Source organism: Rhodococcus kronopolitis (assembly GCF_042654025.1).
Lineage (GTDB): Bacteria > Actinomycetota > Actinomycetes > Mycobacteriales > Mycobacteriaceae > Rhodococcus_G > Rhodococcus_G kronopolitis.
The window spans coordinates 379,862-399,911 of record NZ_JBHSFO010000005.1; the positions used below are offsets into that span (position 1 = coordinate 379,862).

Annotated in this window: 14 protein-coding genes and 1 tRNA gene; 11 read left to right on the plus strand and 4 right to left on the minus strand. The window is 71.7% G+C overall.

Translation table 11 applies throughout. The annotated features are described in order from the left end of the window. Positions 1-7 precede the first annotated feature (7 nt). Positions 8-1,390 (minus strand): M20/M25/M40 family metallo-hydrolase, encoded by a 1,383-nt coding sequence (locus tag ACFO6S_RS12900; protein WP_378417502.1) that lies wholly within the window; start codon positions 1,388-1,390, stop codon positions 8-10. Between the two features lie 178 nt (positions 1,391-1,568). Here ACFO6S_RS12900 and ACFO6S_RS12905 point away from each other — a divergent pair. Continuing rightward, a tRNA-Leu gene (locus ACFO6S_RS12905) sits at positions 1,569-1,654 on the plus strand. A gap of 103 nt (positions 1,655-1,757) precedes the next feature. Here ACFO6S_RS12905 and ACFO6S_RS12910 read toward each other — a convergent pair. After that, positions 1,758-2,957, minus strand: a complete 1,200-nt coding sequence (locus ACFO6S_RS12910; RefSeq protein ID WP_378417504.1) for a S8 family peptidase — start codon at positions 2,955-2,957, stop codon at positions 1,758-1,760. A gap of 154 nt (positions 2,958-3,111) precedes the next feature. Here ACFO6S_RS12910 and ACFO6S_RS12915 point away from each other — a divergent pair, with 154 nt between their 5' ends. Together ACFO6S_RS12915 and ACFO6S_RS12920 are read left to right on the plus strand one after the other, a co-directional pair. Then, a complete protein-coding gene (locus ACFO6S_RS12915; RefSeq protein WP_378417506.1) occupies positions 3,112-4,554 on the plus strand; it encodes an SDR family NAD(P)-dependent oxidoreductase in 1,443 nt (480 codons plus the stop codon). A gap of 24 nt (positions 4,555-4,578) precedes the next feature. Continuing rightward, positions 4,579-5,817, plus strand: a complete 1,239-nt coding sequence (locus ACFO6S_RS12920; RefSeq protein WP_378417508.1) for a saccharopine dehydrogenase family protein — start codon at positions 4,579-4,581, stop codon at positions 5,815-5,817. Here ACFO6S_RS12920 and ACFO6S_RS12925 read toward each other — a convergent pair. Then, positions 5,798-6,511: a lysoplasmalogenase gene (locus ACFO6S_RS12925; RefSeq protein ID WP_378417510.1), complete on the minus strand. Its 714-nt coding sequence runs from the start codon at positions 6,509-6,511 to the stop codon at positions 5,798-5,800. The genes ACFO6S_RS12920 and ACFO6S_RS12925 overlap by 20 nt on opposite strands. A gap of 34 nt (positions 6,512-6,545) precedes the next feature. Here ACFO6S_RS12925 and ACFO6S_RS12930 point away from each other — a divergent pair, with 34 nt between their 5' ends. The 4 genes from ACFO6S_RS12930 (at position 6,546) to ACFO6S_RS12945 (ending at position 10,365) form a co-directional block, all read left to right on the plus strand. Beyond that, positions 6,546-7,895 carry a CoA transferase gene (locus ACFO6S_RS12930; protein WP_378417512.1) on the plus strand — a complete coding sequence of 450 codons (1,350 nt, stop codon included), beginning with the start codon at positions 6,546-6,548 and terminating at the stop codon, positions 7,893-7,895. Positions 7,896-7,935: 40 nt separating this feature from the next. Then, complete coding sequence (locus ACFO6S_RS12935; RefSeq protein WP_378417514.1) at positions 7,936-8,421, plus strand: OsmC family protein; 486 nt, start codon at positions 7,936-7,938, stop codon at positions 8,419-8,421. A 1-nt stretch (position 8,422) separates the two neighbouring features. Beyond that, positions 8,423-9,469, plus strand: coding sequence for a nucleoside hydrolase (locus tag ACFO6S_RS12940; RefSeq protein ID WP_378417515.1), 1,047 nt, complete (start codon positions 8,423-8,425; stop codon positions 9,467-9,469). 104 nt (positions 9,470-9,573) lie between these two features. Further along, entirely contained in the window at positions 9,574-10,365 is a 792-nt protein-coding gene (locus ACFO6S_RS12945) for a BPL-N domain-containing protein (protein WP_378417517.1), read from the plus strand. Here ACFO6S_RS12945 and ACFO6S_RS12950 read toward each other — a convergent pair whose 3' ends face one another. Then, positions 10,366-12,837 (minus strand): LuxR C-terminal-related transcriptional regulator, encoded by a 2,472-nt coding sequence (locus tag ACFO6S_RS12950; RefSeq protein ID WP_378417519.1) that lies wholly within the window; start codon positions 12,835-12,837, stop codon positions 10,366-10,368. Positions 12,838-13,323: 486 nt separating this feature from the next. Here ACFO6S_RS12950 and ACFO6S_RS12955 point away from each other — a divergent pair, with 486 nt between their 5' ends. The 4 genes from ACFO6S_RS12955 to ACFO6S_RS12970 are packed head-to-tail and all read left to right on the plus strand — an operon-like array spanning position 13,324 to position 19,982. Next, positions 13,324-17,304, plus strand: coding sequence for a Pls/PosA family non-ribosomal peptide synthetase (locus tag ACFO6S_RS12955; RefSeq protein WP_378417521.1), 3,981 nt, complete (start codon positions 13,324-13,326; stop codon positions 17,302-17,304). Further along, a complete protein-coding gene (locus ACFO6S_RS12960) occupies positions 17,301-17,975 on the plus strand; it encodes a BPL-N domain-containing protein (protein WP_378417523.1) in 675 nt (224 codons plus the stop codon). The genes ACFO6S_RS12955 and ACFO6S_RS12960 overlap by 4 nt, the downstream gene beginning before the upstream one ends. Before the next feature lies 1 nt (position 17,976). Further along, on the plus strand, positions 17,977-19,209 hold the full coding sequence (locus ACFO6S_RS12965; RefSeq protein WP_378417525.1) for a heparan-alpha-glucosaminide N-acetyltransferase domain-containing protein: 1,233 nt from the start codon (positions 17,977-17,979) through the stop codon (positions 19,207-19,209). Then, complete coding sequence (locus tag ACFO6S_RS12970; RefSeq protein ID WP_378417527.1) at positions 19,206-19,982, plus strand: BPL-N domain-containing protein; 777 nt, start codon at positions 19,206-19,208, stop codon at positions 19,980-19,982. Before ACFO6S_RS12965 ends, ACFO6S_RS12970 begins: the two co-directional genes overlap by 4 nt. Positions 19,983-20,050 lie beyond the last annotated feature (68 nt).

Sequence of the window (20,050 nt, forward strand, 5' to 3'; positions counted from 1 at the left end):
AGATCTCTCAGCTGCTCAACAAGAAGTGCTCGAGCACCCGGGTACCGAACTCTAGTGCGTCCACCGGCACTCGCTCGTCGACGCCGTGGAAGAGCGCGGTGAAGTCCAGTTCCGGCGGGAGCTGCAGCGGAGCGAAGCCGAAGCACCGAATCCCCAACTTGGCGAACGCTTTTGCGTCCGTGCCCCCGGAGAGCATGTACGGCACGGTGCGACCGTTCGGGTCGTGCGCCAGGATCGCGGCGTTCATCGCGTCGACCAGGTGGCCGTCGAAGGTGGTCTCGTAGGAGTCGAGCTTGGTGATCCACTCCCGGGTGACGTCGGGTCCGATCAGCTCGTCGACCTCCCGCTCGAACGCCGCCTGCCGGCCCGGCAGCACCCGGCAGTCGACGACGGCCGACGCGGTCTGCGGGATCACGTTCGCCTTGTAGCCGGCGGCCAGCATGGTCGGGTTGGCGGTGTCACGCAGCGTGGCGCCGATGATCCGCGAGATGGTGCCGAGCTTCTCCAGGGTGCCGTCGATGTCGGGCGAGTGCGGGTCGAACTCGAGGCCCGTCGTCTCGCCGACCGCCCCGAGGAACTCGGCGACCGAGTCCGGCACGACCAGCGGGAAGGTGTGCCTGCCGAGCCGCGCCACCGCCTCCGCGAGGATCGTCACCGCGTTGTCCTCGTGCAGGAAGGAACCGTGTCCGGCGCGGGCCTTCGCGGTCAGCCGCATCCACCCGAGTCCCTTCTCCGCGGTCTCGACCAGGTACAGCCGGGCGTCGCTGCCGTCCGGACGCGGCACGGTCAGCGAGAAGCCGCCCACCTCGCCGACCGCCTCGGTGACGCCGTCGAACAGGTCCGGTCGGTGCTCGACCAGCCACTGCGACCCGAACTTGCCGCCCGCCTCCTCGTCGGCGAGGAACGCGAACACCAGGTCGCGCGGCGGCACGGTGCCCTCGGCCTTGAACTGCCGGGCCAGCGCCAGCGTCATGCCGACCATGTCCTTCATGTCGATCGCGCCGCGGCCCCACACGTATCCGTCCGCCACCGCACCGGAGAAGGGGTGCACGCTCCAGTCGGCGGGTTCGGCCGGCACCACGTCGAGGTGGCCGTGGATCATCAGGGCGCCACGGGCCGAGTCGGCGCCGCGCAGCCGGGCGAAGACATTGCCGCGGCCGGGCGCACCTGACTCGACGTACTCCGTCTCGTAACCCACCTCCTCGAGCTGGGCCGCCACCCACTCGGCGCACTCGCGTTCGCCCTTGGTGGTCTCGGGCTCACCGGTGTTCGAGGTGTCGAACCGGATCAGTGCGCTGACGAGCTCGACCACCTCCGCCTCGGCACGGCCGCGGGCCGGTTCGGACTGCTGGGACTTCTGGGGCTGCGGGGATTTCGCCGTCTCGGACACCTCCCTTTCCTACCACCGCCCACCGAACGCCACCCGTTTCCGCCGCCGAGCCGTGGATCCACCCACAAAACAGCCTTCTGACCTGCAGATACGGGACGATTTGGGGCTTTGACCCTCTCTGGGTTAATCTTTTCCAGCACGCAGCGAGAGCAGCGAGCAAGCAACACAGTGTGTGCAAGCGCGAGTGGCGGAATGGCAGACGCGCTAGCTTGAGGTGCTAGTGTCCTACTAATGGACGTGGGGGTTCAAGTCCCCCCTCGCGCACTCTGGTTGAGACAGAACTGAGAAGGTCCCGGATTTCGATCCGGGGCCTTCTTTGTTTTGCAGTCTCACTTCTCGGCCGGACCGCGTTGTGCCGCAACTGTTCTCACCTCGCGGACATCACCGGCTCCCGATGCGCCGTCCGCGTACCGGCCTGCTCGGCCGCCGTCAGCTCGCGCATCGCGAGTTCCCGCGCACACGCCAGCAGGCTGCCGCCTGCGCTCGCTCGTGGGTACGTCAGGCCGCTGTGCCCCACGTTGTCGTGTTCGTCGTCGCCGTCGTAGATCACCGCGGCGCCGCGGTCCAGCCAGCGGAGCAGGTCCGCGACGGCAGGCAACCGTCCCGTCGTCCGCAGGCAGAAGGACTGCAACAGCGCCACCAGGCCGGCTGCGACCGGCGTCGCGCGGCTGACTCCGTTCTGGAGCGACTCCCCGGTGTCGTTGCTGATCCCGGTGGAGGCGACCGGTGATGCCGGCGCGAACACCGACGTGGCGCACGGCCCACCGAGCTTGTGGTGCAGGCGCTGCGAGAACGGGGTCAGCCGGTCCGGCGCCGTGCTGAAGGCCTTGGCACCGTCGCGGTACCGGAACGGTCCCTCGTCCGCGTCGTAGACGGAGCCGACGCTGATCGCCTGCCGGAAGATCGCCGGGTAGCTCATCCCCTGCAGACCGCCGTGCGCGTAGTACTCGCTGCCCGCGCTGACGCAGCAGGCGACGTCGGCATCCGAAAGCTCCTGCAGCAGTGCCCCGATCGCGTCACCGGGCATGTCGGTGTCGGTGACCCGGTTGTCCGAGGCGCACATCGCCATGCAGACCGCGGAGATGCCCAACGCCTCACGGTGGTCGAGCACCCAGTCCAGTCCGTCCCGGATGTCCGCGAAGCTGCCGGTGCCGTCGTCACGCAGGACCTTGATCGGCACCACCCGCGCGTTCGGTGCCACGCCGGTGTGGATCCGGCCGGCGCAGGCGATGCCCGCGACGTGGGTGCCGTGGCCGTGCCGGTCCGTGACGTCGGCCGGGTCGCCGCCCGTCAGGTTCCGGCCCGGCATCACCCGGCCCGCGAAGTCCACGTGGGTGGTCCGCAGCCCGGTGTCGAGCACCGCCACCGTGACGCCCGCACCGCCCACGTTGAAGTCCCGTCGCGCCTCGGGCACCCGCACCAGTGGATCGATCTCGGTCAGCTCCGGCAGGAACGGGCCGTCCTTCTGCACCGGCGCGCATACCGGCACCACCGACTCCGCGTGCAGGGTCGGGTGCCACGCCCCGCTGCCGTCCGCGCTGTACTCGTTCGTTCCTTGCTCGTTCATGACTCTGGCCTCCCTCGGCCCCCCGACACCAAGAATTTTCCTCGTGCCCGGCACCGATGTCACCAGTTGGCAGCGGGCGAATCGGCTGGTGGCCGCCGACTCGGTAGGATCTGCGGTGACCAGTACGACGAGATCAGAACTGAGCTTGCAACCGATGGCACATCCAATGACAGGTATCGATCCCGCCGACCTGGAGACCTGCATCCGGGTACTGGCCGCGGCCGGCGACCTCGACGCCGACCACCCCGATTCCCAGCTGCTGCAGCGCGCCAGCGGCAAGATGTTCAAGGAACTCAAGCGTCGACGCCGGATCCAGGCCCGCGACCTGGTCTCCGAGGCCGACCGCGCCGTGGTCGCCGCGACCGCGACCGGCTCGCCGGAACGCATCGACGACGAGACCGCCGGCGTACTGATCAGCTCCAACACCGCGGGCGCGAGCGCCGGAACCCTGATCCGGCCGCGGCCCTGCTACATCTGCAAGCAGCGCTACACGGTGGTCGACGCCTTCTACCACCAGCTCTGCCCGGACTGCGCGGCCAGCAGCCACGCCAAGCGCGACGCCAGCACCGACCTCACCGGCCGGCGTGCCCTGCTGACCGGCGGCCGCGCCAAGATCGGCATGTACATCGCGCTGCGACTGCTCCGCGACGGCGCCCACCTGACCATCACCACCCGCTTCCCCAACGACGCGATCCGCCGGTTCAAGGCGATGGAGGACAGCGCCGACTGGATCCACCGGCTCCGTGTCGTCGGCATCGACCTGCGCGACCCCGCCCAGGTGGTCTCGCTGGCGGACTCGGTGGCCGCCCAGGGCCCCCTGGACATCCTGATCAACAACGCCGCGCAGACGGTGCGTCGCTCCCCCGGCGCGTACTCCGCGCTGGCCGAGGCCGAGTCCGGTCCGCTGCCCGCAGGCGAGCTGCCGGACGTGCTGACCTTCGGCAAGACCAGCGACGCCCACCCGGCCGCCCTGGCCAGCTCGCTGCCCGAGGCCGCGCAGTCGATCGTGCACCAGGTCAGCGAGCTCGCCATGGTCGCGGGGTCGGCCTCGCTCGAACGCATCGAGCAGGGCATCGCCATCGACGCCGGCGGCCTGGTGCCGGATCTCGCCCACACCAACAGCTGGGTGCAGACGGTCGCCGAGGTGGACCCGATCGAGCTCCTCGAGGTGCAGCTGTGCAACTCGGTGGCCCCGTTCATCCTGGTCTCGCGGCTGCGTCCGGCGATGGCCGCGTCGAACTTCCGGCGCAAGTACGTCGTCAACGTCTCCGCAATGGAGGGCCAGTTCTCCCGGGCCTACAAGGGCGCCGGGCACCCGCACACCAACATGGCCAAGGCCGCGCTGAACATGCTCACCCGCACCAGCGCGAAGGAGATGCTGGACGAGGACGGCATCCTGATGACCGCGGTGGACACGGGGTGGATCACCGACGAACGCCCGCACTACACCAAGGTGCGCCTGGCCGACGAGGGCTTCCACGCTCCGCTCGACCTGGTGGACGGCGCGGCGCGGGTGTACGACCCCATCGTGCAGGGCGAACTCGGCGTGGACCTCTACGGCTGCTTCCTCAAGGACTACCAGCCCTCGCCGTGGTGACCTGCGCCACCTAGGCTCGGCGGCATGACCCGCACCCGCGACCTCGACGTCGTCGTCTACGGCGCCTCCGGCTTTGTCGGCAGGCTCACCGCCGAGTACCTGGCCCGCCACGCGCCCGACGGCACCCGGATCGGCCTCGCCGGCCGAAGCAGGGAGCGCCTCGAGCGGGTGCGGGAGTCGCTGCCCGGCGCCTCGGCGTGGCCGATCCTGATCGCCGACGCCGACGACCCGGAGTCGCTGACAGCGCTGGCGCGCTCGACGCACGTCGTGGTCACCACCGTCGGCCCGTACGCGAAGTACGGGATCGACCTGGTGCGGGCCTGCGCCGAGGCGGGCACCGACTACGCCGACCTGTCCGGCGAGGTGCTCTTCGGCCGCGAGAGCATCGACCGGTTCCACGACGTGGCGGCGGCCTCCGGGGCCCGGATCGTGCACTCCTGCGGCGTCGACTCCATCCCCTCGGACCTCGGCGTGCACGTGCTGCACCAGCAGGTCAGCGCCGACGGCGAGGGCGACCTCACCGACACCACGCTGCTGGTCAGCGCGTTCAAGGGCGGGGTCAGCGGCGGCACCATCGACTCGATGCGCAACCTCGTCGACACGGTGAAGCTGGACCGCGGCGCCCGCCGGGTCGCGGCAGGCCCGTACTCGCTGAGCCCCGACCTCGCCGCCGAACCCGACCTGGGCCGGCAGTCCGACTTCGAGATGGTGAAGGGCTCGGACATCGCGCCCGGCCTGCGCGGCCGCACCGCTCCGTTCGTGATGGGCTCGACGAACACCCGGGTGGTGCGCCGCAGCAACTCGCTGCGCAAGTGGGCCTACGGCCGGGCCTTCAGGTACCGGGAGGTGATGAGTGTCGGCCAGTCCGCGCTCTCGCCCGTGTACGCCGCCGGGGTGTCCGCCGGCCTCGGCGCGCTGATGGCCGGTCTCGCCTTCGGCCCCACCCGCTACCTCCTCGACCGCGTGCTGCCCGCGCCCGGCGAGGGTCCGAGCGAGAAGACCCGCCGGACAGGCCATTTCACGATGGACCTCTACACCACCACCAGCACCGGCGCCCGGTACGCGGCCCGGGTGCGGGCGCAGGGCGACCCCGGGTACGCCGCGACCGCGGTGATGCTCGGCGAGTCGGCGCTGGCGCTGGCGTTCGACGGCGAGAAGCTGCCGGACGCCGCGGGCGTGCTGACCCCGGCCACCGCCATCGGCGACGCCCTCGTCGACCGGCTCCGGGCCGCGGGATTCGAGATCAGCGTCCGGCGGACGTAGTCGCCGCGGGGGTGCCGGCGGCCGTCGACCGGGTGGCCGCCAGCACCCCGAACACCAGCAGCGCCTGCCCGACGATGTAGGTGAGCATCACCGCGAAACCCTCGAGCGGCGGGTGGTACCAGTCCGCGAACGCGCCGAGCGCGATCAGCGAGTCGGACAGCAGGAACAGCGCCCCACCGACGGCCGCGACCCGGCCGAGCGCCGTGCTGAGCACGGCCATCGTGCCGAGACAGACGCCGTAGACCAGGGCGGGCACGAGCAGCGGGCCCGCCCCCGGCGCGCAGGCCGCGACCAGGGCGACGATCACCGCGACGTAGCCACTCGCCGCCGGTCGGCGCAGCACGCTCGCGGCACGGTGTGGCCAGAACGCGGCGATGTACGCCAGCTGCGCCAGCAGGAAGAACCCGATCATCACCAGGAACGCGGTGTCGCCGTCCGCGAGGTCCGGCGCGGCGTCCCCGAGCCAGGACAGACCGAGCGCCACCAGCGTCAGCCGGACCAGCCGGGGGCGCGGCGCGGGGGTCGCGAGCGCCAGGAACCCGGCGAGCAGCGGCATCAGGAACCACTGGCTCACGTTCGCCACACCGTCCGCGCCGACGAGCTGCGCGCCCAGGTGGATCACCGAGACCACGGCGAACGCGCCCAGCGCGGCGGCGGGCCTGCGACCGAAAGTCCGTGCGGGGTCGGCAATCATCCGCCCAGGCTAGCTGGGGGTATAGCGTCCAGGGATGGTGTCCGCCGAGTTGCTCCTCACCGACTACCAGAACGGCTGCGGGCTGCCGCAGTCCTCGGGGCGCGTGGTCTTCCCGCCCGCCGACGGCTACCTCTCGTCCCGGCTGCCGGTCGCCGCCCTCGCCCTGGGGTCCGTCGGCGCGCTGTGCTCGGCCGTCGACCGGCTGCTCGTCGCCCGAGGACTGGAGCCACACCCGTGGGTCCTCGACCCGGAGCGGGTCGCCGCGTCGTTCGCGGGGGACGCGATGATGCGCATCGACGGCGAACCGGTGTCCGGCTTCGCGCCGATGTCGGGGTTCTTCGCCGCCGCCGACGGGTGGGTTCGCACCCACGGCAACTACCCGCACCATCGCACCCGCCTGCTGGACGCGCTCGAACTCGGGGCGGACGCCGACGCGGGCGTGCTGTCCTCGCGGATCGGCACGATGTCGGCGCAGGAGGTCGAGGACCGGGCCGCCGAGTCCGGTGCGATCGCGGCGCGGGTGCGGACCGAGGCGCAGTGGGCACGCCATCCCCAGGGCGTTGCCTCCGGCGCCGGGCCGATCGTGCGGATGACCACGACCGGATCGGCGCGCGACACCGACCCGACCCCGCTGGGTCACGCCGGCAGTGCCACCGATCCGGCCCGTCCGCTCGCCGGGCTGCGGGTCCTGGACCTGACCCGGGTGCTGGCCGGCCCGGTCGCCGGGCGGGCGCTGGCGCTGCTCGGGGCGCAGGTGCTCCGCGTCGACCCGCCGCACCTGCACGAGATCGACTGGCAGCACCGCGACACCGGCCAGGGCAAGCGGTCGGCGCTGCTGGACCTCGGTTCCGACGACGGGGCACGGTCGATGCGCGAGCTGCTGCCGGACGTCGACGTACTCGTCACCGGCTACCGACCCGGCGCGCTCGACCGGTTCGGGCTCACCGAAGCCGGGAAGGTGCACGGCTCGGTCAGCGCGTGGGGCACCGACGGTCCGTGGGCACACCGCCGGGGATTCGACTCCATCGTGCAGGCCGCGACCGGCATCTCGCTCGTCGAGGGCGGCGAGCATCCCGGCGCGCTGCCGGTGCAGGCGCTCGACCACGCCAGCGGGTACCTGCTGGCCGCGGGGATCGTCGACGCGCTGACCCTGCGCAGCGGCGACGGCGCCGGGCGGGCGGTGTCGGTGTCGCTGGCCAGGACCGCCCGCTGGCTGATCGACGCACCGGGTCGGGTCGCCGATCCGCCGGCCGCGCGGGTACCCGGCCCGGACACCACCGTCACCCACGGGGCGGTCACCGCCGCCCGTCCCCCGTTGCCGGGTTGTCAGGACTATCCGTTTCCCGCCCACGAGTGGGGCGCCGACGCCCCGCACTGGGTCTGACCGGAGCGCGACGGGCTCGCGGGCTGGCAGAATCGGCGGGGTGCGCGAACATCGCTACGACCTCACCGTGACGTGGACCGGCAACGTGGGCAAGGGCACCGCGGACCCTGGCGCCTACGACCGCGACCACGTCGTCTCGGCGCCAGGGAAGCCGGACCTGCCGGGCAGCTCCGACCCCTCGTTCCGAGGCGAATCGTCGCGCTGGAACCCGGAGGAACTGCTGGTCGCCTCCCTGTCCCAGTGCCACATGCTCTGGTTCCTCGGCCTCGCGGCGGCGGCCGGGGTGGTGGTGACCGGGTACGTCGACCACCCGAACGGCACGATGACCGAGGAGCCCGGCGGCGCCGGACAGTTCGCCGAGGTGACGCTCCGGCCGGAGGTCACGGTGCCTGCGTCGACGGGATCGGCGACGGACGTCCGCGACCGACTCGACGCGCTCCACCACCGGGCCCACGAGATGTGCTTCATCGCGCGCTCGGTGAACTTCCCGGTGCACCACCAGGCCGACGTCCGGATCGAGGCCTGAGATGACCGACGAATCGGCAACGGTCCCACTGATCCTCGACCTCGACACCGGCATCGACGACTCACTCGCCCTGCTGTACCTGCTGGCCAGTCCCGAGGCCGAGATCCTGACGGTGGCGAGCACGGCCGGGAACGTGCCCGCCCCGCAGGTCGCCGCCAACAACCTGGCCTGGCTTGACCTCTGCGGACGGCCGGACATCGAGGTCACCCTCGGCGCCCCGGGTCCGCTGACCGACCCGCTGCGGACTACCGAGGACACCCACGGCCCCCAGGGCATCGGCTACGCGGAACTGCCCGCGTCGACCCGACAGGTGTCGCGGCGAAGCTCCGCCCAGGCCTGGGTCGAGGTGGCGCGGTCACGGCCCGGCGAGGTCACCGGGCTGGTGACCGGACCGCTGACCAATCTCGCCCTGGCCCTGCGGATGGAACCCGAACTGCCGCACCTGCTTCGGCGCCTGGTGGTGATGGGCGGCGCGTTCAACCACCCGGGAAACACCACACCCGAGTCGGAGTGGAACATCTCGGTGGACCCGGAGGCCGCGCACGAGGTGTTCGCCGCCTTCTCCGCGGCCCCCGCCGACCGCCTGCCGATCGTCTGCCCACTCGACATCACCGAGACCATCGAGATGCGACCCGAGCACCTGCACCTGTTGGCGCTGGCCGCGGGCAGCACGCCCGCCGAACCGGTCACCGAGGACGATCCGGCCGGAACCCGTTCCGTCACCTCCAATCCCGTGATCCGGGCGCTGACGGACGCGGTGCGGTTCTACCTGGAGTTCCACCGCGAACACGACCAGGGATTCCTCGCGCACATGCACGACCCGTTCGCCGCCGCGCTCGCCCTGGACCCGTCGCTCGCCACCCTGCGGCCCGCCACGGTGGACGTCGAACTGACCGGAACCCTCACTCGCGGTTGCACTGTCGCCGACTGGCGGGGCATGTGGGGCAGGCCGCCGAACGCCGAGGTCGCGGTCGCCACCGACCCGGCCGCGTTCTTCCGGCTCCTCGTCGACCGGGTGGGCACCCACGCGGGGACACACTGGCGCTGACCGCGGACACGAATTGCCCGAGCTGATACCTACATCACATTGACCGCGAAACCAGTTACCGTCGAACCAATCCCGGCACGGGACATCACGAGCGGGAGGTCTGCATGATCGATCGACGGAGGCTGCTCCTCGGCGCCGCGGGCGCCGGACTACTGGCGGGAACCGCCGGGCTCTCGCCCGCCGTCGCGCAGTCGAGCGGGGCGCTGCCGCCGAGACTCTCCGTTGGCGAGCCGCCGTTGCCGTTGGCGCTGGTCTACCGCGGGCCGGCGTCCGTGCCGGGCTGCCCCGAGTCCGTCGCCACCCTGCTGCAGACCTCGCCCCGCCCCTTCCGCACGGCATTCGTCGGGCCGAAGGAGCCGCTGAAGATCACCCGGGCCGTCCTCGACACCGCCACCGTGTACGCGCAGCCGGGCGGTGGCTCCCTCTCCTCGGCCTGGTCGGTGATGCAGCCGCATGCCAACGTCATCCGGAACTGGGTCTCCGGCGGCGGAAACTATCTCGGCTTCTGTCTGGGCGGCTACCTGGCCGGCGCGACGCCGGGGTTCAACCTGCTGCCCGGCGACACCTGGCAGTACATCACCGCATCCAACGCGACGGTCAAGACCACCGCGGCCACCCGGATCACGGTCAAGTGGCGCGGCGTCGAACGCACCCTGTTCTTCCAGGACGGTCCCGCCTTCGCCCTGAACCGGAACCACACCGCACAGGTGCTCGCGACCTACGCAGGCGGTCAGCCGGCCGCGGTGGTCGCCGACTACGCGGCAGGCCGGGTCGGCGTCGTCGGTCCACACCCGGAGGCGCACGCGGGCTGGTTCCGCGCAGACGGAGTCTCGCCGACCAACGCGATTCATCCGGAACTCGGGCACGACCTGATCGAGACCACCGTCTACGGCTGACTAGACGAGCCCGATCTCCCGTGCCACCCGGATCGCCTCGGCTCGGGTGTGCACACCGAGTTTGCGGTACATCGACTGCAGCTGGGTCTTCACCGTGTTCGGCGAGACATACAGTGACACGGCGACTTCCGCGACCGTGGCACCGCCGGACACGGCCCGCAGCACCGCGGACTCCCGTTCGGTGAGCCTGATCCACCGGATCGGCGCCGGGAACTGCTCGACGCGGTCGCCTGGATCCAGGCTCCGCCAGCGACCGGGTGCCGGGCGCTCGGCCGCGGCGAGCGCATTCACCGTCTCCGCAGGCACCGTCGAGAACGCACCCACCGCCCCGGTCTGCTCGGCGATCGCCACCGCCCGCCGCCAGGCCCGGCCGGCGGCGGTACCGTCACCGAGGTCGTGCAGTGCCGCCGCACCGAGCAGCACCGCCTCCAACCGGGTCCGCACCCAGGTGTCGGACCGGCGCCCCAGCGCGACGCAGGCCTCCGCGGCGGCCCGCGAGTCGCCGGCCAGGAAGTCGGCGCGAGCCCGGGCCAACGCGACCACCGGGTCGAGTCCGTACGCGTCGCCGGTTCGTGCGGTGGACGCACGCCCCAGCGCGCTGCCGAGCTCCACCTCCACCGAGGCCAGCAGCGGACCGGCCACCGCGCCGGGCGCCAGCCACCGGCCGTACACCGCGGTCGCCCGCCGAATCCGGTCGAGGCCGTGCTCGGCCTCACCGGTGGCCAGCGCCAGCAGGCAGTGGGCGTAGGTGACGAAGCCCCACAACTCCTCCCGATCGGACGGGTCGCCGAGCGCCGCCAGGGTGTGGGCGGCCCGCTCGGTCTCCGACCGGCCGACGGCCACGAGAGCACGGGCAACGAGCCCCGGGACTCGCACCATCGGCCCGACCCAGCCACCGACCGTCCCGAAACGCGCCTCGGCCTCGAGCCACCGCTCCGCGTGAAGATACTCACCCGCCAGCGCGTAGTTCAGCGCGAGCGCCCCGGCCGCGTTCCGCGGCACGAACTCGGCACCGGGCACCGCATCGCCCTCGTACGCCAGTCGCAGCTCGTCCGCGGCGCCGGCGAGGTCACCGGCCAGCTGCCTGGTGATCCCCCACTGCAGCCGCAGCAGCGGCAGGATCTCGCCCACCGAGTCCCGGCACGACGGCGCCAGGACGAGGACCGATTCCGATTCTCGGGCCGCCAGCTCGGCGGCCGGACCGAACTCGCCGGCCAACCGCATCAGGATCAGCTGCAGGGTGTTGAGCGCCATCCGCTCGCGGGCGGCCACGCTCACGCGTGGCACGCCGACCGCGGCCGGATGCGGCGGCCGGGTCTTGTCCGATTCCCACCGGCGGAACAGGTCCCGCGCCGCGACGAGCGCGGGGGAACCGTGGAGTGCCTCCGGCGGCAGCGCGGCGAGGCTCTCCCACACCAGCTGCGGGCGGGTGCAGATCATCTCGACCCAGTGCGTCCGCAGAATCGAGGCGGCGCGGTCCCAGAGTCCGGCGTCGACCGCATGGAACAACTCCTCGTCGAGGTCGCCTGCCTCGTGAAAGTGCGCCGTCAGCACCGCCGACTGCGGGAGGGTCCGCACACCGGACTCCGCCCGCGCCGCGCGCACCAACGACGCCCGGTACGCGGCCGGGTAGCGCCACTCGTCCAGCAGCGGACCGGCCGCACGCACCAGCACGCCTGCCCGTTCGAGCGTCGAGATCCGCTCGCGCGCACCGTCGCCGGTGAGGGCGAGCGCGACCTCCACGGTCAGGGTCCGGGCGACCGCGGTGGACAGCAGGAAAGAGCGGTGCGGCGCCAGCACCGGATCGTCGAGGATCCGGCGGTAGACGTAACGGTCGACGGCCAGGTCCAGGGACCGGGCGGCACGGGCCCACTCGTACTCGAAGTCGGCGTCGAAGGCCCGCGCCAACCCCACCGCAGAGGTCACCAGGGCCGCATGGCCACCGACGGTCTCGTGAATCTCACGGTAGGCCCGCCGGTCGAGGTGCACACCCGCCCGCACGAAGCTCGCCGCGACCTCCTCGACGGTGAACGCCAGTTCGGTCCCGAGGATCACCGTCGACTCGACGTCCGGGAACGAGCACGTGGCGAACTCCGACGCCACCCGGGTGGTGACGATGACCCGGAGCCCCGGAAGCGCCCGCAGCAGGGCACGTATCCGCGCGCGGGCATCGCGCGCCCCGATTCGCTCGGGGAGGTCCAGGACCAGGACGGCAGCCCGATCGTCGGCCGACCCGCGCAACGCGGCGTCCACCTCGTCCCAGAACCCCGCCGTTCCGGAAACGGCATCCGGCGCGGCGAACGTCACCGCCCGCAGATCAGCTGCCTGAGGAGTAGCGAGCCACGAATGCACGAGGGCGGACTTGCCCGAACCCAGTGGTCCGCCGATCACGGTCAGCGGGTTTCCCTCGGCGATTCGCTCGAAGAGTCTCGGCCGGGGCGTGAGGGCGTCGCCGCGCAACGATTCGAGCACTCCCCAACACCACCCCAGTCCACAGGCATCTTGATCGATTCAAGTCACCGCTATTGTTCCGCAATCTTACCCGCAGCCCCTCCGGCGGCCGCAATCTATCCATGACTCCAAGTGACGCATATCGCGTCCGCACCCCAGGATCGGGTGAAGATCAGGGGTGAACTTCACCCGCGTCTTTCGACAACCCGCCGGTGCGGGCGCCGACCGACCTCGGGCACCGGCCGGAACGGCTGCGGCACAGACCCGCCGTCGGACCGCCGCTATGCCGGAGCATCCTGCGGCAACCCGCGGCGGCAGCAGCCCGGCAGCCACCGCGACAGTCACAACCCGAACCCGCAGGTGAGCTACACCACAAGCTACCAATTGGTCAGAGCGGCCCGCGGCGGCGTGGTTCGATGGGCAGGTCGCCACGCCACCCGTCAGTCGTTGGGCGCATAAGTTAGCTAGATGTTTGCCGCGCCCTGAGAAGGTGGAATGAACGACGAGATGACAGGCCCGATTCGTCGGGTGGAGTCGGTGCTGCCCGGACCCCGGACAGACGCGCCACACGGCCGACGGCTCAATCATGTCTTCGAGGCCTCCTGCGATCGGGCGCCGCGCAGCGTCGCGGTCGAGTGCGGCGATGCCCGACTGAGCTACGAACAGCTCGAGTACCGGGCCAACCAGCTCGCCCACCAACTGGTCGCGGTCGGCAGCGGTGTGGGTTCGCGGGTGGCGATCCTGCTCGAACGCTCCGTCGAGACCTACGTCGCACTGCTGGCCATCCTCAAGGCCGGCGCGGCCTTCGTGCCGATCGACCCCGCCTCACCCGCGGACCGGATCGACTACATCACCTCGGACGCCGGCGCCGACCTCGTGATCACCACCTCGTCGTTCGCCGAGATCCTCTCCACCCTGCACACCGACTGGCTCGAGGTCGACACCCAGGCCGACGAGATCGCCCGGCGGCCCAGCAGCCGCCCGATCCTCGAAGTCCTGCACAAGGATCCGGCAGCCTACGTCATCTACACCTCCGGCTCGACCGGCCGTCCCAAGGGCGTCGAGGTCGCGCAGTCGAGCATCTGCAACTTCCTCGACGTCGTGCCCGAGGTCTACGACGTGCAGCCCACCGACCGGGTCTACCAGGGCATGACCATCTCCTTCGACTTCTCCATCGAGGAGATCTGGCCGACCTGGGCCGTCGGGGCGACCCTGGTCGCAGGCCCGACCGACGCCGGCCGACTCGGCGGCGACCTGGCCGACTTCCTCGACCGGACCGCCATCACCGTCCTGTACTGCGTGCCGACCCTGCTCGCCACCATCCCGCGCGAACTCCCGGGCCTGCGGAGCATCCTGGTCGGCGGCGAGGCCTGTCCCCGCGAGATCGTCGAGCGCTGGGCACGACCCGGCCGGCGCATCCTCAACACCTACGGCCCGACCGAGGCGACCGTCACCGCGACCTGGTGCGAGCTGCTGCCCGGGCGTCCCGTCACCATCGGCGTTCCGCTGCCCACCTACTCGGTGGTGATCCTCGACGAGGACCGGTACCCGGTCGCCGACGGCGAGGTCGGCGAGATCTGCATCGGCGGCCCCGGCGTCGCCCGCGGCTACGTCGGCCGCCCCGACCTGACCGAGGACCGCTTCTTCCCGCACCCCTTCGCCGGTCCCAGCGGCCGGCTCTACCGCACCGGCGACCTCGGCCGGATCACCGCGGACGGCGAGATCGAGTACCTCGGACGCGCCGACGCCGAGGTGAAGATTCGCGGTCACCGAGTCGACCTCGGCGAGATCGAGAGCGTGCTGCTCGAGGACCCGGCGGTCGCCAGCAGCGTCGTCGCCCTGGTCACGGTGTCCGGTTCCCAGCACCTCGCGGCCTACCTGGTGCTGCGCTCGGGCGTCGCCCGGCCCGGCGACGTCGCGGAACTGGTCGAGCGTCTGCACGGCGAGGCCCACTCCCGGCTGCCCGACTACATGGTCCCCACCTTCGTCGACATCGTCGACGAACTGCCGATGATGCCCAGCGGCAAGGTCGACCGCCCCCGGCTGCCCGAACCCAGCGGCCAGCGCCTCGCCGTGGCCACCGGCCCCGTGGTGGCCGCCGGCTCCGAGCTCGAGCGCACCCTGCAGCTGGTGTGGGCGGAACAACTCGGACTCGAGGTCGGGTCACTGTCGGTCGACGCGAACTTCTTCACCGAACTCGGCGGTCACTCGCTGCTCGCCGCCCAGCTGGTGACCACGCTCCGCGAGCGTGGCATCGACGACGCCCTCGGCATCCGTGACGTGTACGCGCACCCGACGGTCCGCGAGCTCGCCGCCGCCCTGGCGCCGACGTCCGGCCACGGCGCGGTCGCGGCGCCGCCGATCGACCGGACACCACCGCGGGTGGCCAGCACCGCGGAGGTGGGCAGGGCAGGGGGCGCGCAGGGGGCGATGCTGCTGCTGATCCTGCTCGTCGTCACCCTGCCGGTCTCCGTCGTCTACAGCGTGCACAACGGCCAGCCGTCCGTCGGTGCGTTGATGGACCTGCTCCTGGCAACCGTGCCGACGTATCTGCTGGTCCGCTGGGTGCTGCCGGTACTACTGGTCCGCCCGCTCTCCCGGGGCATCGAGCCCGGCACCTATCCGCTGTGGGGGGGCACCTACGTCCGGTTGTGGATGGTCGAGCACCTGATGATGCTCTCGCCGCTGCCCGTGCTGAGCGGGTCGCCGATGATGTCGCAGTTCCTGCGCTCGACCGGCGCAAAGGTGGGCCGGGACTGCTACATCGGGACCAGCGCGCTGCCCTTCCCGTCGATGGTGACCATCGGTGACGGCGTCTCGATCGGCTACAACACCGACGTCCGGCCCTGGCACGTCAAGAACGGCTGGGTCACCCTCGAGCCGATCGTCGTCGGCGACGGCGCCTTCGTCGCCGAGAACTGCGTCCTCGAACCGGGATCCGGGCTCGGCGACGGCGCGATGCTCGGCGAGCAGTCCACCCTCACCCGCGGCAGGCGGATCCCGGACGGCCAGCGCTGGATCGGCTCTCCGCCGTCCGAGGTCCCCGCGCTGAGCCCGACCGTCGAGCAGATGCACGCCGCCGACCCCGCGCCGCGGTGGACAGGCGGACTGCTGGCCGCCGCGTGGGCCGGACTCGCGACACTGGAACTGCTGGCCATCGCGACCATCGTGCCGTCGCTGGTGCTGGTCTGGGCGGTGCTGCTCGAGTACGGCATGATCGCCGCGCTGCTCGCCACCCTGCTGTCGGGCGCCGTCTACGTGCTCACGGTCTGCGCCGTGGTCGCGGGCGGCAAGCGCCTGATCCTGCCGACGCTGCCGGCCGGCGAGTTCACGGCCGCCTCCGGCCTCGGGGTCCGGAAGTGGATGACCGACAAGCTGTTCGAGATGAGCCTGACCTACACCAACTCGCTGTACGCCACCCTGTACACGACGCCGTGGCTGCGGCTGCTCGGCGCCCGGGTCGGCTCCGGCGCCGAGGTGTCGACGGTCGCGCACATCGACCCCGACCTGCTGACCATCGGCGACGAGAGCTTCGTCGCCGACATGGCCAGCCTGGGCGGATCCACCTTCTGCAACGGCCGAATGTCGTTCGCGCGGACCGAGGTCGGCACCCGCGCCTTCATCGGCAACGCCGCGATGGTGCCCAGCGGCACCCGGACCGGGGACGGCTCGCTGATCGGCGTGCTCACGGTCCCGCCGGCCGAGGGCGTACCCGCCGACACGTCGTGGCTGGGCTCGCCCGCGATCTTCCTGCCCGCCCGCCAGGACAGCGGCGAGTTCGACGACTCCGAGATCTTCAACCCGACCCGGGGCGTCATTGCGCACCGACTGTTCATGGAGTTCTTCCGGATCACCCTGCCCGCCACCGTCGTCGGCGTCAGCCTGTACTTCTACCTGCTCGGGCTCTCCCAGTTCGCACGCACCACCGGCATGCTGGTGACGATCCTGACTGCGCCGCTGCTGGCGCTCGGGACGGCGTACTGCGTGGTGCTCTACGCCGCGGCGGTGAAGCGAAACATGGTGGGCACCTACGTCCCCCGGGTCGAGCCGTTGTGGGCGAAGTTCGTCCGACGGGCCGAGTTCGCCACCGGCGTGTACGAGGCGGCCGCGGTACCGGTGCTGCTGCACCAGCTGATGGGCACCCCGTTCCTGGCCCCGCTGCTGCGTGGGTTCGGGGCCACGATCGGCCGACGGGTCTGGATCGGCACCACCTACCTCACCGAGTTCGACCTGGTGCGCATCGGCGACGACGCGACCGTCGGCGCGGGAGTCTCGTTGCAGACCCACCTCTTCGAGGACCGGGTGATGAAGATGTCCACGGTGACCGTCGGCGACGGCGCCTCGGTCGGCACCCGCTCGATCGTGCTCTACGACGCGGTGGTCGGCGACGGCGCCGAGCTCGACGCCCTCTCGCTGCTGATGAAGGGCGAGCAGTTGCCGCCGCACACCCGCTGGCACGGGATCCCCGCGCAGGGTGTCCGGTCGTGACCACCCGTCGGCCGCTCGCACTGGTCTACCGCGGCGGCGCCACCGAGCCCGGCTGCCCGGAGTCCGTCGCGGCACTGCTGCGCCGCAGCCGGTGGAACTTCGACGTGCACTACGTCGGCCCGCGGGAACGGGTCAAGCTGACCCGCGCCGCCCTCGGTGTCGCCACGGTCTACGCCCAGCCCGGCGGCGCCACCCTCGGCCCGGCCTGGCGGCAGATGCGCAGGCACCGGGACACCGTGCGCGAGTTCGTCGCCGGCGGCGGCCGCTACCTCGGCTTCTGCCTGGGCGGCTACCTCGCGGGCGCCACCCCCGGATTCGACCTGATTCCCGGGGACGCCGACCAGTACATCGCCTCCACCGGGGCCGGTGTCGCCACCACCGACGCCACCACCGTCGAGGTGCGGTGGCGCGGCTACCGGCAACCCCTCTACTTCCAGGACGGACCCTTGTTCGAGCTCAGCCCGGCGCCCCACACTCCCGTGGACGTCCTCGCGAACTACGCCAACGGCCAGGTGGCCGCGCTGGTCACGGACTTCGGCTCCGGCCGGGTCGGCGTGGTCGGCCCGCACCCGGAGGCGGACTCCCACTGGTTCGCGGACTCCGGACTGCGCACCCCCGAGTCCAGCGGCGTCGCCGCCGGGCTCGACCTCATCGACGCGGTGATGTGCTGACATGTCCACCACCGCAACCCCCGTCACCGCTCCCCCGACCCGCAAGGCCTCGCGCCTGGCCGGCATCGACGCCACCCGAGGACTGGCCATCCTCGGCATGATGGCCGTCCACTCCCTCAACGAGTACGACGACGCAGGCGACCCCACCTGGATGTACTCGCTCTCCGCGGGCCGGGCGGCGGCGATCTTCGCCGTCCTCGCCGGCGTGAGCATCGCCTTCATCTCCAAGCGGCGCCGGCAGCACCGCGGACCCGAGGCGACCGGGATCAGCGCGTCGCTGGCCGCCCGGGCCGTGGTGATCGGGCTGATCGGGCTGTTCCTGGGATACACCGAGATCGAGTTCGGCGTGGTGATCCTGACCTACTACGCGGTGATGTTCCTGCTCGCGATTCCGCTGATCTACCTCTCCACCCGGACGCTGGTGGTGCTCACCGTCGCCGCGGGGCTGCTCCTGCCGGCGGCGAGCCAGCTGCTGAGACCCGTCCTTCCCGAGTTCCTCGACGGCCAGCTGTCCTTCTCCCACCTGGTCCACGATCCACTCGGGGTGCTCGCCACGCTCGTCTTCACCGGCGAGTTCCCGGCGCTGGTCTGGATGACGTACGTGGGCGCGGGACTCGTCGTCGGCCGGCTCACGCTGTCCTCGCTGCGAGTCGCCGCGTCGCTGTTCGGCACCGGTCTCGCCCTGATGCTCGGCTCCGCCGTGGTGTCCTGGGCTCTGCTGAACCCGTTCGGCGGGCTCGACCGGATCGACGCCACGACCGACGACGCCGTCATCACCGAACTGCTCCTCTTCGGCGGCGACGGCACCGTCCCCACCACCACCTGGTGGTGGCTGGGCGTCAACGGCCCGCACACCGGCACCCCGTTCGACCTGATGGCCACGATCGGCAGCTCGCTGGCCGTGCTCGGGGTGGCACTGCTGCTCGGGCACGTGACCCAGCGCTACCTCGCCATCGCGGTCCGGGTCCTGTTCGTGCCGCTCACCGCCATCGGCAGCATGTCGCTCACGGCCTACGTCGGCCACATCGCGTTCATCAACTCGGACTTCGACGTCTACGGACCCTGGTCCGGCTACCTGCGCCAGGTGGTGGTGATGATCCTGCTGGCGATCGTCTGGCGGGCCACCGCCGGACGCGGCCCGCTCGAGGGCCTGGTCACCGCGGTCACCACCCGGGCGCAGCGGCGTGCCCGGGATTGGGCCCGGCACCGGACCGCCACTAGCCTCGACGCGTGAACCCCGGACGACGGACCCTGACCCGACGCGGACTGCTGCTCGGTGTCGGCGCCGTCGCCCTCGGCGGCGGCGCGGCGGCCTTCGCGCTGCAGCCCAGAACGGACGACCGGCCTGTGGCCCTGGTGTACCGCGGCAAGGCGGCCTGCCAGGGCTGCGCCGAATCCGTTGCACAGCTGCTGGAAACCGCACCGACCCCGTTCCGGGCCGTCTACTGCGGGCCGGGCGAGGACGTCGAGCTGACGGCGGAGGCGCTCGCAGGCGCCGCGGTGTACGCCCAGCCCGGCGGCGGCGAGGTCGGCCCCGCGTGGCGTCGGATGCGGGCGCATGCCGACGACGTCCGGGCCTTCGTGCACGGCGGCGGCAACTACCTCGGCTTCTGCCTCGGCGCCTACCTCGCAGGCACCGGACCCGGGTTCGGTCTGATCCCCGAGCAGGTGAACCGGTACATGGACACCGAGGGCTCGGAGGTCCACGACACCGACGACACCGTCGTTGCGGTGGACTGGCGCGGCGGGCAACGGCACATGTTCTTCCAGGACGGTCCGCAGTTCACCGGCGACTGGGTCGCCGCGCCTGCGACCACGGTGCTGGCGCGGTACCGCACCGGGACCGTCGCCGCCGCCGTCACCGGCTACGGCGCCGGACGCGTCGGGGTGGTGGGCCCGCACCCGGAGGCCGACGAGAGCTGGTACAGCGGACCCGGACTGACCAATCCCGACGGCATCCGGTTCGACCTCGGCCACGACCTGATCGCCACGACCGTCGAGCGCTAGCCGGCACAACCAACGTGGCCGCCCACCCCTGCCTGGGGTGGACGGCCACGAATGCGACGGACGAACCG